15 protein-coding genes are annotated in these 14,726 nt (G+C 45.0%); 1 reads left to right on the plus strand and 14 read right to left on the minus strand.

Going from position 1 to position 14,726, the window contains the following annotated elements; genetic code table 11:
- Positions 1 to 15: 15 nt before the first annotated feature.
- The 3 genes from JKM87_RS07525 to JKM87_RS07535 form a co-directional block, all read right to left on the minus strand.
- Positions 16 to 462 (minus strand): arsenate reductase/protein-tyrosine-phosphatase family protein, encoded by a 447-nt coding sequence (locus JKM87_RS07525; protein WP_202079644.1) that lies wholly within the window; start codon positions 460 to 462, stop codon positions 16 to 18.
- A 64-nt stretch (positions 463 to 526) separates the two neighbouring features.
- Positions 527 to 1,081, minus strand: coding sequence for a manganese efflux pump MntP (locus tag JKM87_RS07530; RefSeq protein WP_236838681.1), 555 nt, complete (start codon positions 1,079 to 1,081; stop codon positions 527 to 529).
- 222 nt (positions 1,082 to 1,303) lie between these two features.
- The gene (locus tag JKM87_RS07535; protein ID WP_202079645.1) at positions 1,304 to 2,413 is read right to left on the minus strand and encodes an L-threonylcarbamoyladenylate synthase; all 1,110 of its coding nucleotides are present in this window, start codon (positions 2,411 to 2,413) and stop codon (positions 1,304 to 1,306) included.
- 173 nt (positions 2,414 to 2,586) lie between these two features.
- Between JKM87_RS07535 and JKM87_RS07540 the strand changes: the two genes are divergently transcribed.
- Positions 2,587 to 2,958 carry a YuzC family spore coat inner layer protein gene (locus tag JKM87_RS07540; protein ID WP_202079646.1) on the plus strand — a complete coding sequence of 124 codons (372 nt, stop codon included), beginning with the start codon at positions 2,587 to 2,589 and terminating at the stop codon, positions 2,956 to 2,958.
- A 25-nt stretch (positions 2,959 to 2,983) separates the two neighbouring features.
- Here JKM87_RS07540 and spoIIR read toward each other — a convergent pair whose 3' ends face one another.
- The 11 genes from spoIIR to fsa all read right to left on the minus strand — a co-directional run bounded on the left by spoIIR (position 2,984) and on the right by fsa (position 14,431).
- The gene (gene spoIIR / locus JKM87_RS07545; protein ID WP_236838682.1) at positions 2,984 to 3,640 is read right to left on the minus strand and encodes a stage II sporulation protein R; all 657 of its coding nucleotides are present in this window, start codon (positions 3,638 to 3,640) and stop codon (positions 2,984 to 2,986) included.
- A gap of 133 nt (positions 3,641 to 3,773) precedes the next feature.
- Positions 3,774 to 5,657 carry a beta-N-acetylhexosaminidase gene (gene nagZ / locus JKM87_RS07550; protein ID WP_202079648.1) on the minus strand — a complete coding sequence of 628 codons (1,884 nt, stop codon included), beginning with the start codon at positions 5,655 to 5,657 and terminating at the stop codon, positions 3,774 to 3,776.
- An 87-nt stretch (positions 5,658 to 5,744) separates the two neighbouring features.
- Positions 5,745 to 6,617 carry a peptide chain release factor N(5)-glutamine methyltransferase gene (gene prmC, locus JKM87_RS07555; protein WP_202079650.1) on the minus strand — a complete coding sequence of 291 codons (873 nt, stop codon included), beginning with the start codon at positions 6,615 to 6,617 and terminating at the stop codon, positions 5,745 to 5,747.
- Positions 6,614 to 7,687 carry a peptide chain release factor 1 gene (prfA, locus tag JKM87_RS07560; protein WP_202079652.1) on the minus strand — a complete coding sequence of 358 codons (1,074 nt, stop codon included), beginning with the start codon at positions 7,685 to 7,687 and terminating at the stop codon, positions 6,614 to 6,616. Before prfA ends, prmC begins: the two co-directional genes overlap by 4 nt.
- A gap of 47 nt (positions 7,688 to 7,734) precedes the next feature.
- Positions 7,735 to 8,352 carry a thymidine kinase gene (locus JKM87_RS07565; RefSeq protein WP_202079654.1) on the minus strand — a complete coding sequence of 206 codons (618 nt, stop codon included), beginning with the start codon at positions 8,350 to 8,352 and terminating at the stop codon, positions 7,735 to 7,737.
- A 96-nt stretch (positions 8,353 to 8,448) separates the two neighbouring features.
- A complete protein-coding gene (gene rpmE, locus JKM87_RS07570; RefSeq protein WP_202079657.1) occupies positions 8,449 to 8,649 on the minus strand; it encodes a 50S ribosomal protein L31 in 201 nt (66 codons plus the stop codon).
- A 105-nt stretch (positions 8,650 to 8,754) separates the two neighbouring features.
- Positions 8,755 to 9,744 carry a peptidoglycan DD-metalloendopeptidase family protein gene (locus tag JKM87_RS07575; protein WP_202079659.1) on the minus strand — a complete coding sequence of 330 codons (990 nt, stop codon included), beginning with the start codon at positions 9,742 to 9,744 and terminating at the stop codon, positions 8,755 to 8,757.
- A gap of 120 nt (positions 9,745 to 9,864) precedes the next feature.
- Positions 9,865 to 11,166, minus strand: a complete 1,302-nt coding sequence (gene rho, locus JKM87_RS07580; RefSeq protein ID WP_202079661.1) for a transcription termination factor Rho — start codon at positions 11,164 to 11,166, stop codon at positions 9,865 to 9,867.
- Between the two features lie 28 nt (positions 11,167 to 11,194).
- Positions 11,195 to 12,163: a class II fructose-bisphosphatase gene (glpX, locus tag JKM87_RS07585; protein WP_202079663.1), complete on the minus strand. Its 969-nt coding sequence runs from the start codon at positions 12,161 to 12,163 to the stop codon at positions 11,195 to 11,197.
- A 227-nt stretch (positions 12,164 to 12,390) separates the two neighbouring features.
- The gene (locus JKM87_RS07590) at positions 12,391 to 13,683 is read right to left on the minus strand and encodes a UDP-N-acetylglucosamine 1-carboxyvinyltransferase (RefSeq protein ID WP_202079665.1); all 1,293 of its coding nucleotides are present in this window, start codon (positions 13,681 to 13,683) and stop codon (positions 12,391 to 12,393) included.
- 100 nt (positions 13,684 to 13,783) lie between these two features.
- Positions 13,784 to 14,431 carry a fructose-6-phosphate aldolase gene (fsa, locus tag JKM87_RS07595; RefSeq protein WP_202079667.1) on the minus strand — a complete coding sequence of 216 codons (648 nt, stop codon included), beginning with the start codon at positions 14,429 to 14,431 and terminating at the stop codon, positions 13,784 to 13,786.
- Positions 14,432 to 14,726: the final 295 nt, after the last annotated feature.

Here is a 14,726-nt window from a genome sequence, read left to right on the forward strand (position 1 = left end):
CAACATGCGTGGCGGTTATTCATCCATGTGTTTGGCCTTAAGCTGTTCTAAGAGCGCATCAATCTCTTCCATCGTGAACTTATAAATATGATAGTCACCCCCAAAAGGGTCCATGATATTCACTTGTTCACAGTTTGGATCGACATACTTTTTTAACGGATAAATGGTGTCTTTTTTCTCAGGATACATGTCTTGCAGTATCGCTTGGTGGGCTGCTGTCATGGTTAGGATAAGGTCAGCCCATTCCATCAGTTCAGGGGAAACATTCTGAGATTGATGGTCGAGTTGAACCCCTTGTTCGGCTAGCAACCGTTGTACGTGTTCAGCTGCGGCTCCACCCTCGACGGCTGCAATCCCTGCAGATTGAACGTGAAATAGCTCCGGGGCTTTGTGACGCAGTAAGGATTCTGCTAAAGGGCTTCGACAAGTATTACCTGTACATACAAAGAGGATATGCTTCATGGTTCACTCCCTCATTTTTCTGTTAGCGTTATGACGTATGATACACATTTCTATTGTATCTATTCTACACTAAAAATTTCACGCCAAAAACAAGGAGCACGAACCCACCAAAAATTTCACTGTACTGTCCTATCCAACCGCCAACCTTACGCCCGATGAGTAATCCTAACGCTGTAAGAATTGACGCTGTTATACCGAATAAAGTGACCATGAGCCATAAACTAGCGGAAAACAAACCGAAAGGCAAACCGACAGAAAAAGCGTCTAGACTGACGCCAAATGCAAATAAGGCTATACCCGGTAGAGTGGTGTTTATAGAGGGTTCCTCGACGTCATCAAAAATAGATCCAAGGATCATATGTAAACCAATAAAAATAAGGATGATGCCCCCTATTGTCACAGCCAAACTACCCATATAGCCACTAAGGTACTGTCCAATAAGCGCACCTAGTAAAGGCATGAAAAAGTGAAACAAGCCGTTGATTATACTGATTTTTAACAAGTGCCTAAGCCGAATACCTCGCATTCCTAACCCAATGCTAACAGAGAAAGAATCCATGGCTAGGGCGAGAGATACAAATAGGAGTGTTAATAATTCGCCTAAAAAAATATCTGGCATGATCCATCCCCCTTGTCTCTCTCAAACATATGCATGGGATGTTTAAAAAAGTACAAGGGGTTAGGCTTGTTTGATATGACTTAAACCGGCGTTGTAAAAAGAATAGCGCCTTGAGGAGAGGATGGAATAGGCGGGACCACTAACGCTGTTACAGTTTAGAAGATGTAAAGTGAAAACGGTCTTAAGGGCAAGCTTCTAGAGACACTCGCCCCAACCACATGACTAACGTACGTCATGTACGCGCCCACCGGCAGCCTTAAGTAGACGATTCATGATGGCAGCTCCAATACCGTCCGTCGAGAAGCCTTCGCAAAAAATGAGGTCCACATGGGCAGCATCCATTTGTCGTAAGCCATCATAGATACGTCTAGCTACTGTGTGCAAATCCTCACGACTTCCAAGACTAATGACGAGGTCCGCTTCCGTGTAATCTTGCTCCCCATCATCCGTCGTTAAGACACCGACACGTGATCCCTCTCGTTTAAATTCTGTTATGTTTTGTTTGATATAGGCCCGCATTTTTGACGTACCGTTACGGTTATCTACAACCCAAAGTTCTCCCTCTGGAGCATAGTGCTTGTACTTCATACCGGGAGAAATAGGTTTAAAATCATGAGAAACATGCTCTGTAGTAGACATGCTTAACGCAGGGTCAACATTAACCTGCCCTATCACCTCAGTTAGCTCGCGCTGGGTGACACCACCCGGTCGTAGGATAACAGGGATGTCTTGGGTGATGTCTAACACAGTTGATTCCACACCAACGCCGGTCTCTCCACCATCAATGACGCCGGCTATACGTCCGTCCAAGTCATGCAAAACATGCCCAGCACTCGTGGGGCTCGGTTTTCCAGAACGGTTAGCACTTGGCGCTGCTAACGGTAGACCAGCCACCTCAATCAACGCTCGTGCGACGGGATGATCTGGCATGCGGACACCCACTGTGGAAAGATCCGCTGTCACAAGTGAACAGACCTGTTCGCTTTTTTCTAAAACTATCGTTAACGGCCCAGGCCAAAAAGCGTTCATTAAGGTGCGAGCTCTATCATCCACATTATCCACAACCCTTGATAACTGATCCACAGATGAGATGTGGACGATCAAGGGGTTGTCACTCGGTCTCCCCTTGGCTTCAAAAATCCCCTTCGTTGCCTCGTCTGACAAGGCATTAGCCCCTAATCCATACACGGTTTCAGTCGGAAATGATACCACTTCACCCTGTCTGATATACTTAGCTGCCTCGTGTATATGTGGATGTCGAATAAGTTTATCCACACAGTTATCCCCAGTTCCGTGGATAACCCAATGTTTGGTTTGTTTTTGATGTTTCATGACATTTCCCTCTTTCGTCCTTTAAGTCCTATCTATTGTAGCATGACCTCATGCTGTTTATTGTAAAATAAAAAGCCTCTATGAACTAGAGACTACGTGATGAACACTTTAGACATGTGTCGTGCGTATAACAATAACAACTACCATTTTTTCAAGCAAAGGAGGTTCTCCTCATGCAAGAAGATAACACTAGCAGGAGACAACGCTACGTACATCTTGCTAGAAGACCCTTGTTAAGCTCTCCTTCTCCTTACCCTGATGTCGACCCCTCACTTTTTAACCAGTCTATAGCGAACTTCCACACTCTGATCAATGAGGCAAGCAACGTTGTGGACACTTTATCCACTTCAAACGAGCTCAATGCTGAATTAATGAACGCCGCTCAACAATCGGACACGTCGCGCATCCATCACTTACTCGATCAGATCGGCATTCAGTCAGACTATGATGTCAGCTATACCCCTGAAAGTTTCAGGTTGGAGCTTAAAAACTCAGTTCAAGATATGGAGTGTTGTCAATTATTAATGGTGTTTCGTTGGCGTTAAGAGCCTTTAGAGAGCAAAGATGATCTTAGGCAAAGATGGCCACGACTTTATTAAAAATATCGGCCAGGAAAAAGCGGACTTCGACTTCTTCGTCTTGTGTTTGTCCAAGATCTTCTTGATCTTGTTGACTTGCTTTTTGCCCGTTCTCTGAAACGTCTCCTGTACCAAAATCGACAAAGCATAGGGGTGGGAATAAAACACACCACCAATTGTCACCTTGACCGGCACCTATCGTAATAAGTAAACCTTCATATTCACCTGCCGGATATAGACGGTTGCCATATAACTTCACTGGAAACTGTATTTGTCCATATTCTATCGAAAAATCTTTATCGTACCCTTTCGCTTCAAGTGTCTCTTGTACGATTTGATTTAAATGTGAATGGGACGCTTTTAGTTTCTGACGCGCCCCCTCTATGGTGTCGATATCCTGCGCCCAAGCGTTCATGCGGTCAACTATAACGTCACGCACTTCTCTTTTTATCAGCTGATCTTGGGGGCTGTCACTGTGGGCAAGGACTCTTAGTCGGATGGCTTCCTCAGGTATTGCTTTTTCCTCAGCGATATTTGTTTGGTTTAATAGACTTTGATTTAATAGACTAGCCGAAACTTGAGCTTGATGCTCCCAACTCATGACCAAAACGGACAAACTGACGAATAAATATAAGTATAATGTCTTCAAGACGATTTCCCCTCTCTCGTATTCTTAATATCAGCTTGGTCATGCCTGATAGGTTTTAAACGAGAAAGAGGCGGTTTTCGTTCATCAAATATCGACAGAAGCTCAACAAGACACGTCTTGTCGTTAGTATGACTTACTCAGCTTCTGGTTGTGGTAACTCGACAGGTAATACACCCTTTGCTTCAACGCCCGAGAAAAGCACATCAAACATCACTTCATAATGCACCGTTTCACTGCCATAAAGGGCAAGTGAGCGTTGTACGTTGGGTATATAACCCGCATCGTAAGGTAGCTCTAAAGCGATATGAACATAGGGTACATCTTGCATGTTCCAATGATTGACGAGTGAATTGAGACTCGTAACTAATGGCCCCCCTGCTTCGTTAAGGGATAGATTATGTGTCATGAGAATATAGTAATCATACGAATGGTTATCATTCGTTAACGAAGAGGCAACATTAGCATCGTATACACGCCAGGTCACATCCACTCCCTCTAAAGCACTTTCAGCAGACTGCATTACCTGCCAGGTCTCCTGAGCACGTGTTAAGTGATGTTGACTTGGCATCATAACAAGCACCTTGTCCCCATCATGGGGTTTATCTTCTAGCATCCAACGATTGATCCCTTTTTCATGCTTAACCCAAGTCGCACTCGCTTGAGTGATTTCGTGAATGGCCTCAGCATGGTGGGTAGCACCAACGACTTGCTGGGCATGTTCAATCTTCTCATGAATTGTCATAGTAGGCGTATCCTGCTCATCTATCTCCGCTTCTCCCACCTGTGTAAGAAGCCCCATATCCTGCTTCAGAGCAAGAATTCGTGTCACCGACTCATCAATACGCGCTTCACTGATTTCACCACTTTGGACAGCTTCAAGCAATGCCTCATACGAATCTTCTAGTTCCCTTGGCATAAGGATAATGTCAGCCCCTGCCTTTACTGCTCTGAGCACGGCGTCCGTTTCACCAAAATGATCGGCAATCGCCTTCATCGTAAACGCATCGGTGACGACAATCCCATCAAAGCCGATCTGCTCTCGTAGATAATGTTGAAGCATCGTCTCCGAAAGTGTGGCCGGTAAATGAATGTCCTTACCGTCTAGCTTAGATTTTACGGTTTGTTCGTCTAGTTGCGGAAACATCATATGGGCGGTCATGACCATTTGAAGGTCAGACTGTATCGCATGTCGAAAAGGGAACCATTCTAAATTCTCTAGTTCATCTGCCGATTTATCTAATTCAGGTAGCCCAACATGGGAATCAACATGCGTATCACCATGTCCCGGGAAATGTTTGGCTGTAGCCACAACACCCGCATCATGTAAACCTTCAATATACTTAGACCCTAGTACGGCAACCTGATTTGGGTCCTCGCCGTATGAACGAACACCAATAACAGGATTTCGAGGATTGTTGTTCACATCTAGGACGGGGGCAAAATTAACATTAATGCCTAGTGCCTTAAGCTCAGTTCCCGTCACACGACCAGCTTCATAAGCATGTCTCGGCGTTTGGCTAGCCCCTAGTGCCATATTCCCGGGCAAGTTTGTACCAAAAGGCAAACGATCAACGTTCCCTCCTTCTTGGTCAATGGCCGTGAATAAAGGGATGGACGTGTGTTCTTGTAAATCATGGGTCAGCGTGACCAGCTGTTCAGTACTTTCGATATTCTTACTAAAAAGGATCACACCGCCCACGTGTTGTTGGTCGAGCATCTCTTCTAACTTCTCATTCATTCTATGTGTCGGCGCCCCATCTAGCATTTCAATCTGGGGCATAAACATCTGGCCAATTTTTTCTTCTAAGGACATGTCTTGAACGAGGTTAGGGACAAGCGACAGTTCCGTGGCGTCTGAATCGTTCTCATCCTGTGGATTAACTGTATCCCCCTCATTAACAGGTGGCTCTTCTGAATCTGTTGACGGGGTTTGCGAACAGGCCGCCATAAACATAATCAAAAAAACGGCTAACAGGACCCATAATATTTGCTTATTCCGTAAACTAAAGCGTGTCATTCTACCATCCTTCCAGTTCCTTTTTATGGACGTTACAATGGACGTTGAACTTTACAATGTATGTTAAATTTCTACGACATGACTTATTTAGCACAGCTTTGCAAGCACCATACGCTCTAACCCTTGATAATCCTTTTTGGTTTGTATCCGTGCATCAGGGTATGCGGACCGTATCATGTCATGCACCTTCTGAGCTTGGTCAATGCCAACTTCAAAAGCGAGCCATCCTCCCGGCTGCACTAAATACTTAGATTGCTGTATAAGCTGACGGTAGTGATATAATCCGTCTTCTGCGGAGAATAAGGCCACATGAGGTTCATACTCAACCACCTGACGTTCTAGGTGCTGATCAGTTCTTGCCACATACGGCGGATTTGATACGAGTATTTGCACCGTTTCGTGAAGTGTTATAAGCGGTTCTGCTAGATCACCTTGAAAAAACTGCACGTGAGCTTCAAGTCTTTGAGCATTGCGTTTAGCTATGGCTAGCGCGTCTGAAGAGATATCTGTGGCCTTCACGCTCATTCGAGGTTCTTCTAAAGCCAAACTAACGGCGATAGCACCGCTCCCCGTACCGACATCTACAACTGTAACCTCATCATTCTCTGTCCATAGCGATGAATCCTGCTTTGCATGAGACAAAACTTGCTCGACTAACAATTCGGTCTCCGGTCGAGGGATCAGCACGGCAGGCGTTACCTCAAAGGTGCGACCGTAAAAATCTTGTTCACCGATCACATACTGATACGGCTCACCTGACAGTACGCGCTCTAGATCAGCCTGATACCCTGTCCAAGTTGTATGGTCTATGCGCTGTTCCAATAAGGTAAGCCAAGTAGAAACACCCTCGACATTTGCATGATACCGTAACAACCAATCCGCGATCTTTGGGTTTTGATTCTTCTGTTCTAATAAAGAAGAAGCCCTCCTCAGGGCTTCTCTATACGTCATCATACTCATGACTCTTCGACCTTCTTCAGCATTTCTGCTTGCTCATGTACGTTAAGAGCGTCAATAATTTCGTCCAACTCTCCATTGAGTACCTGATCAAGCTTGTGTAGGGTTAAGTTAATACGGTGATCTGTGACACGACTTTGAGGGAAGTTGTACGTCCGGATACGCTCACTACGGTCCCCAGTTCCCACCGCGGACTTACGTATACTTGCGTATTCTGACTGTGCTTCCTGCTGGTATTTATCGTAGACACGCGCACGTAACACCTTCATCGCCTTATCCTTGTTCTTATGCTGAGATTTTTCATCCTGACAGGATACAACAATACCGGTAGGCAAGTGGGTTAAACGCACAGCGGATTGTGTTGTATTGACGTGCTGCCCCCCTGCACCACTGGCATAGAACACGTCTACACGAACGTCCTTATCATGGATTTCAACATCAATGTCTTCTACCTCAGGGAGGACGGCGACCGTCGCCGTGGATGTATGAATTCGACCACCTGACTCCGTCGTAGGTATACGTTGGACACGATGGGCCCCGCTTTCGTATTTCAAACGGCTATAAGCCCCGTTACCGTTAATTTGGAAAACGACTTCTTTATAGCCACCCACATCATTCGCACTTTCCTCAATCACGTCAATCTTCCATCCTTGGCTCTCTGCATATCTGGTATACATTTTAAACAGATCCCCTGCGAACAAGGCAGCCTCGTCACCTCCGGCAGCCCCACGAATTTCAAAAATGACGTTCTTTTCATCGTTGGGGTCCTTAGGGAGGAGCAGAATCTGAAGACGTCCTTCTAATTCTTCTTTGCTTTCCGTTAGCTCTGAAATCTCGAGCTTAACCATCTCTCTCATTTCATCATCAAGCTTGTCTTCTAGCATCGACTTCGCATCATCAAGCTGCTCAGTGACTTCTTTATACTCGCGATAGGCGACAACTGTATCTTCTAAATCCGATTGTTCTTTCGAATATTCTCTCAGTTTTTTTGGATCGTTTGTTATGGCTGGATCACATAAAAGCTGGCTTAGCTCTTCGTAGCGATCCTCTAATGATTGTAATCGATCGTACACGTTTTTCCACCTCGCTTACTAAAGCCTAACATTACAATTATAGAACACTAGCGTTCTTCCGTCAAAGGTTTCCAGTCTGTTAGTGACGCCTTCCCTTTGACCTCATGACAATGGCGGCAACGAGGTTCATAGCTCTCTGATGCACCCACCATAATAACAGGGTCGTTGACGTGGGCCGGTCTACCATCAATTAACCTCTGTGTACGGCTCGCAAGTGAACCACAGGACGCACAGATGGCATGAAGTTTGGTGACATACTCGGCAATGGCGAGAAGGCCTTGTATAGGGCCAAAGGGTTCTCCTCTGAAATCCTGGTCTAACCCGGCACAGATGACTCGCAAACCTTTATCAGCTAGGGTTTGTACAACGGGTACGATACCTTCATCAAAGAATTGAACTTCATCTATCGCTATACAATCTGCATCTTCTGGTACGGCACGCAAAAGATCTGAGGAGTGCTCGACCGCTTGAGCTTCTAGGGACATGCCACTGTGAGAAACGATGGCAGCTTTACTATATCGATCATCTATGACGGGTTTGTACACGCTCACGGTCATCTTTGCTAATTCAGCTCTATGTATACGTCGAATCAGTTCTTCACTTTTACCGGAGAACATGCTTCCACAAACCAGTTCCACCCAACCATGATTCTTCACAATATGCATTACTGACACTCCTAAAATAAATATATGATGTAAAAAAACAGGCAAGAAAAGCTTGCCTGTTTTACAGCTTTGATTACAGCTTTGTTAAAGCACACCTTATTTAAGGTTATATTTTTTCTTAAAGCGATCCACACGTCCACCTGCATCCACAAACTTCTGCTTCCCAGTGAAGAATGGGTGGCATGCAGAGCAGATCTCAACGCGTAAGTCCGCTTTTACTGAACCAGTTTCAAATTCATTTCCACACGCACAAGTGACTTTAGCTACTTGATAATTTGGGTGAATTTCTGGTTTCATTTGCATTCACTCCTTTACGCCCTGAATCATATTCGAAACAGAGTTAATCGTTCGTCACACATGCCTGATTATAGCACGTGGTGACAGGAGTTGCAATAGCACCTTTTAAGGTAGGTGATTGATAGGATTAACGGGTCTATTGTTTATCCGAATCTCAAAGTGCAAATGGTAGCCTGTCGCATGTCCGGTTTGACCCATATACCCAATCGTTTCGCCTTGTGAGATGTGCATGCCTTCTGAGACGGTCATACTGCTGAGATGTGCATAATACGTTTCTAAACCATCACCATGACTAATAATGACAAGATTCCCATATCCCCCTCTATGGTAGTACGCGTCTGTTACAACACCTGATTGTGCTGCGACAATCGGTGCGTTAGCGCGCTGGGCGTTAGATATATCTATACCATTATGTGGTTTTCCCCATCTCATGCCATATGTACTGGTCAAAGTACCGTCTAAAGGCCAAATAAAAGAACCGTCTACCTTGGCATCTTGAGAACGAGAGGCCACCGTCACTTGACCCTTCTCTGCATATCGCCTCGGCGTTGAGAGGGGTTGGTGTACGGGCTCTGCTGGGGCTTGAGGCAAGTGGATTTCTTGTCCCGGATACAAAGCTGGGTTCGATTCAATTACCATGCGATTATTCGCTAGTATATCCTCTAGTGGAATGCCCTGTTCTCTGGCAATGCTTTCTACTGTTTCTCCATGTTTAACCACATATTTTCTTTCCTTCAGTGGAATCTTCAGTTTTTCTCCTATAGATAATTGGTGCTTGTTTTCAATATGATTTATTCTCATAATCTCAGACTGTTTGACATCATGGGCAACGGCAATACCTGACAGTGTGTCCCCTTCTTGTACTTCGTAAGTCAACGTATGATGATGGTCCTGATTCATCTCAGCTTTTACCCTTTTAAGGGGATTGACATAACTTCTAACGGCCTTATCAAATAGATGTGCTTCCAAATGTTCTATGTCGTCCTCAAGAAAATCTACGGATCTTCCTGTAGCAGCCCCTGCTTCAGTGACTGAAAGTGCAGTTGCACCCGTTATTAATAAAGCGGAGGTGACTACTTGCTTCGTTTTGTCCACAGATCTTCCCTCCTTCATGTCGTTCTTTTCATGTTTATGTATGTGAACATAAAAAAATACCAGAAACCTATTCATCATTACTGTGATAGGTTCCTGGTGCGGGTTAAGTTGAGCTGATGATTATGAGGCAGACGTTTTAGTGCGTGTCGTTCGCTTGCTTCTACCTTTATCTTCGTCTTCCGCTCCTTCAAAGAGCGCCATAAATTCTTCGTTCGTTTTTGTTCGTTTAATTTTACGTATAAACTGATCAGTAAAGTCAGAGGATTCGCTCATGTTCTTTCTGATCATCCAAAGCTTCTCTAGATCTTCGGTTGATAGTAGAAGTTCTTCTCTACGCGTACCGGATCGACGGATATCAATAGCTGGGTAGATTCTTCTCTCTGCTAGTTTACGATCGAGATGGAGCTCCATGTTACCAGTTCCCTTGAATTCTTCATAGATGACGTCATCCATCCGAGAACCTGTATCTACAAGGGCTGTAGCAAGAATCGTGAGGCTGCCCCCTTCCTCGATATTTCTAGCTGCACCAAAGAAACGTTTCGGTCGGTGGAAAGCGGCGGGATCAATACCGCCTGATAACGTACGACCACTTGGCGGGATTACGAGGTTGTATGCTCGAGCTAAGCGCGTAATACTATCTAGTAATATCACGACATCTCTCTTGTGTTCAATCAGACGTTGTGCCCGCTCTAAAACCAGCTCTGCCACACGTATATGATTCTCCGGAACTTCATCAAAGGTTGAGCTGACGACTTCCCCTTTAACAGAACGTTGCATGTCCGTCACTTCTTCTGGTCTCTCATCTATCAGTAAAACGATGAGCTCCGTATCAGGATGATTGGTGGATATACTGTTCGCAATTTCTTGGATTAAAACGGTTTTTCCGGCTTTGGGTGGGGCCACGATAAGACCACGTTGGCCTAAGCCTACAGGCGCGATCAGATCCATCATTCTAGAAGAGAGGTTTTTGGGTTGCGCTTCTAGCACCATCTTTTCGTTAGGATAGAGTGGCGTGAGGGCTGGGAAGTGAGGCCTTTCTTTGGCAAGCTCTGGGTCCTCCCCGTTTACGGCACTGACATGAAGGAGGCCAAAGTACCTTTCATTTTCTTTAGGGGGTCTAACCTTCCCTGATACCTTGTCGCCATTACGCAATTCAAACCTTCGAATCTGTGAAGCGGAGATGTAGATGTCCTCTGAGGATGGAAGGTAGTTAATCGGTCGTAGGAAACCGTAACCCTCTTGTAGGATTTCTAGGACACCCTCCATAAACATAAAGCCGTCTTTCTCTGCTTGTGCTTTAAGGATGGCAAAGATCAATTCCTTTTTCTTTAATTGACTGTAATACTGGATATGATAGTCTTTAGCTAGTTTGTATAAATCCTTTAAATTCATAACTTCAAGTTCTGTAATATTTACAGACATGAACGAAACACCACTTTTCTACTATATATTATGATTTAATGACCATGTTGGGTTTTTTCTCTAAGCGGTGGTCCGCGTTAATAAATCTGACAGTTCCCGACTTTGCACGCATAACGATGGATTGCGTTGTGCCCATGCTACCTTTGAACCTGACGCCACGGAGTAATTCTCCATCCGTTACACCCGTTGCGGCAAATATACAGTCATCCCCGCGAACCAAATCTTCCATGCGTAATACTTGACTAGGGTTGGTCACTCCCATTCGCAAGCAACGATCATACTCCTCTTGGGTTTGAGGTAAGAGACGCCCTTGTAATTCCCCGCCCAAACATTTTAATGCCACGGCTGCAATGACCCCTTCAGGCGCGCCACCTGAGCCAAATAAAATATCCACACCCGTGTCATCAAATGCAGTATTAATTGCGGCTGCCACGTCACCGTCTGAGATGAGCTTAATTCTAGCACCTGCTTCTCTCACATCCTCCACAATCTTTGAATGCCGGTCGCGGTCTAGTATAACAGCCACGAGATCAGTCACATCACGATTTAATGCGTGAGCGACCGCTTTTAAATTATCTTTGACTGGGGCATCAATGTCAACTCTTCCTACAGCTGCTGGCCCAACTGCAATTTTGTCCATATACATATCTGGGGCGTGTAAAAGGTTGCCTTTCTCTGCTACGGCAATAACGGAAAGCGCATTCCATGTTCCCTTTGCGACAATATTTGTCCCTTCTAATGGATCAACTGCAACATCTAATTCAGGGCCGCCGCCCATTCCGAGGTCTTCCCCGATATAAAGCATAGGGGCTTCATCCATCTCGCCCTCACCAATGACAACGGTCCCCTGCATAGGCACCGTATCAAAAACAGTTCTCATCGCTGTAGTAGCCGCCTCATCCGCCTCGTCTTTCATTCCTCTTCCCATCCAACGTGCAGACGCGAGTGCAGCTGCCTCTGTGACTCGTACCAATTCCATCGTTAAACTTCTCTCCATGTTTCTCCCTCCTATATATTCGCCATTATGTTTGTGAGGCCATTTTTAGCCACATCCATACACTTATTCTCTATTAGTATAGCATTTTATTGCAATTAGTGTATCACAAATGGTGAAAAGGCGACAAAATTGGGTGAATGAGGAGAGCGTTTTTCATAGTATTGTTGTTTGATTAATAACTTGTTTGAGGAGTAAGGAGAGAGAGGCTAATGACATGACCATTAGCCTTAATACCGATCGAGCATCACAATCTTGGAAGGTTCCTGATCTGAATTTCTCCATGTTTCTGCACCTAATGCCTTTAGTTTAGCTTCTAAATACTCGTATCCACGGTCAATGTGTTCGACACCACTGATTTCTGTAATGCCATTGGCGATGAGACCTGCTACGACGAGCGCAGCACCTGCACGTAAATCTGATGCTGTCACCTTTGTCCCTTGCAGTGGGGTTGAACCATCAATAATAGCGGACCGCCCTTCTACCTTAATATTGGCGCCCATTCTACGTAGTTCATCAACATGCTTAAAGCGTGCGCTGTAGATCGTATCTGTGACAATGCTCGTCCCTTTCGCTTGGGTGAGAAGGGTCGTCATGGGCTGTTGCAGATCCGTTGGAAACCCTGGATGTACAAGGGTCTTGATATCTACGGAGCTAAATTCACCAGCAGAACCGTCCACGAGCATTTGGTCATCCTTGGTGTCAATGCGTACACCAACCTCTCGAAGTTTAGACATGAGAGACTCCATATGTTTAGGGATCACATTATCCAGGATGACTTGACCTCGGGTAGCGGCTGACGCGATCATAAATGTACCTGTCTCAATGCGATCAGGAATAATGGTGTGTCTACATCCTTTTAAGTAATCCACACCTTCAATACGGATGACATCCGTTCCTGCTCCCTTAATCTTAGCACCCATAGATGATAATAAGGTCGCTACATCAATGATCTCAGGTTCCTTTGCTGCATTTTCAATGATGGTTCTCCCTTTTGCTCGAACAGCGGCGAGCATGATATTGATGGTCGCACCTACACTAACAACATCAAGGTAAATACGAGCACCCCGGAGTTCCTTAGCAACGATAGAGATGGCACCATGGTCATTTGTCACCTCAGCACCTAAAGCCTCAAATCCCTTGATGTGTTGGTCGATTGGGCGAGGCCCTAAATTACACCCCCCAGGCAAGCCTACACACGCTTGACCGAATTTGCCAAGCAAAGCACCCATAAGATAATAAGAAGCTCTCAGCTTTTTGACTTTGCCATTGGGTAATGGGATCTCTTTCATCTTACGTGGGTCAACGTAAAATTCACCATTGTTTAACTCCGTTTTGCCCCCCAGGTCTTGGAGCAGATCTGCAAAGATACGCACGTCACTAATACCAGGTAAGTTTTCAATCGTGGTTGGGCCATCAGCGAGGATGGTGGCTGGAATCAAGGCGACGGCACTGTTTTTTGCACCGCTGATTGTGACCTTTCCTTGCAAAGGTTTGCCACCATGAATATATAACTTGTCCATTCCTCTTCTCCTTCCTAGTCCATCTTAGCTGCTAGAAGATATTATCATCATTATTACCACTTTTACTGTATTAAAAAACCTAATCTTAAGATTTATGTTGTTATGTGTTCTTAGCGTTCTCCCAGTCGGCTAAAAACTTTTCAATACCTTGATCGGTTAAAGGGTGTTGGGTCATTTGTTCTATGACTTTCGAAGACATGGTTCCGATATGAGCGCCACTTAAAGCCGCTTGGGTCACATGTTGAGGATGGCGTATTGAGGCCGCAATGATTTGCGTTTCAATGTGGTGGACGGTGAAGAGCTCTGCAATCTCAGCAATGAGGTCTATACCGTTATGACCAATATCATCTAGTCTTCCTAAGAACGGAGATACATAAGTGGCGCCGGCTCTTGCGGCTAACAACGCTTGGTTAGCAGAGAAAATGAGTGTCACGTTCGTTTTAAGTCCTTTGCGATGAAACTCAGAGACAGCCTTGAGTCCTTCAGTAGTCATCGGGACTTTAATCGTGATCTGAGGGGCAATAGCCGCTAGCTCCTCCCCTTCCTTAACCATATCGGTGGCTTTCTCACTGACAACCTCAGCGCTCACAGAACCCTGAACGAAGGAACAGATGTCTTTCAATCTTTCTTTAAAATTTGCCCCTTCTTTGGCCACAAGACTTGGATTTGTGGTCACACCTGCCAAAATGCCCATGTCGTAAACCTTACGAATCTCTTCAAGATTCGCTGAATCAACAAAAAATTTCATAAAGAGAAACCCCTTTCGCTTCAGTATAGTCTATTTTCCACTCTGTATAAAGGTAATAACGTTAATATCTTCTGCAGTCAACCCAACCACTATGTACAAACGTATTCGTGTGCGCTCACATATATATGACGTTTGGACATCATTGATGTGTAAGCGCGCCCACGAGAAACAAACGTGTTGGCTCTTTTGAATAACCACTAAAAGATTTAAATATATAAATATGACCTTCTAGATAAAAGGGTATCGCTTCTATCATGAAGATCATATTTATCATAAGCTTATATTTGTTGTCTGA

This window comes from Caldalkalibacillus salinus (assembly GCF_016745835.1).
Taxonomy (GTDB): domain Bacteria; phylum Bacillota; class Bacilli; order Caldalkalibacillales; family JCM-10596; genus Caldalkalibacillus_A; species Caldalkalibacillus_A salinus.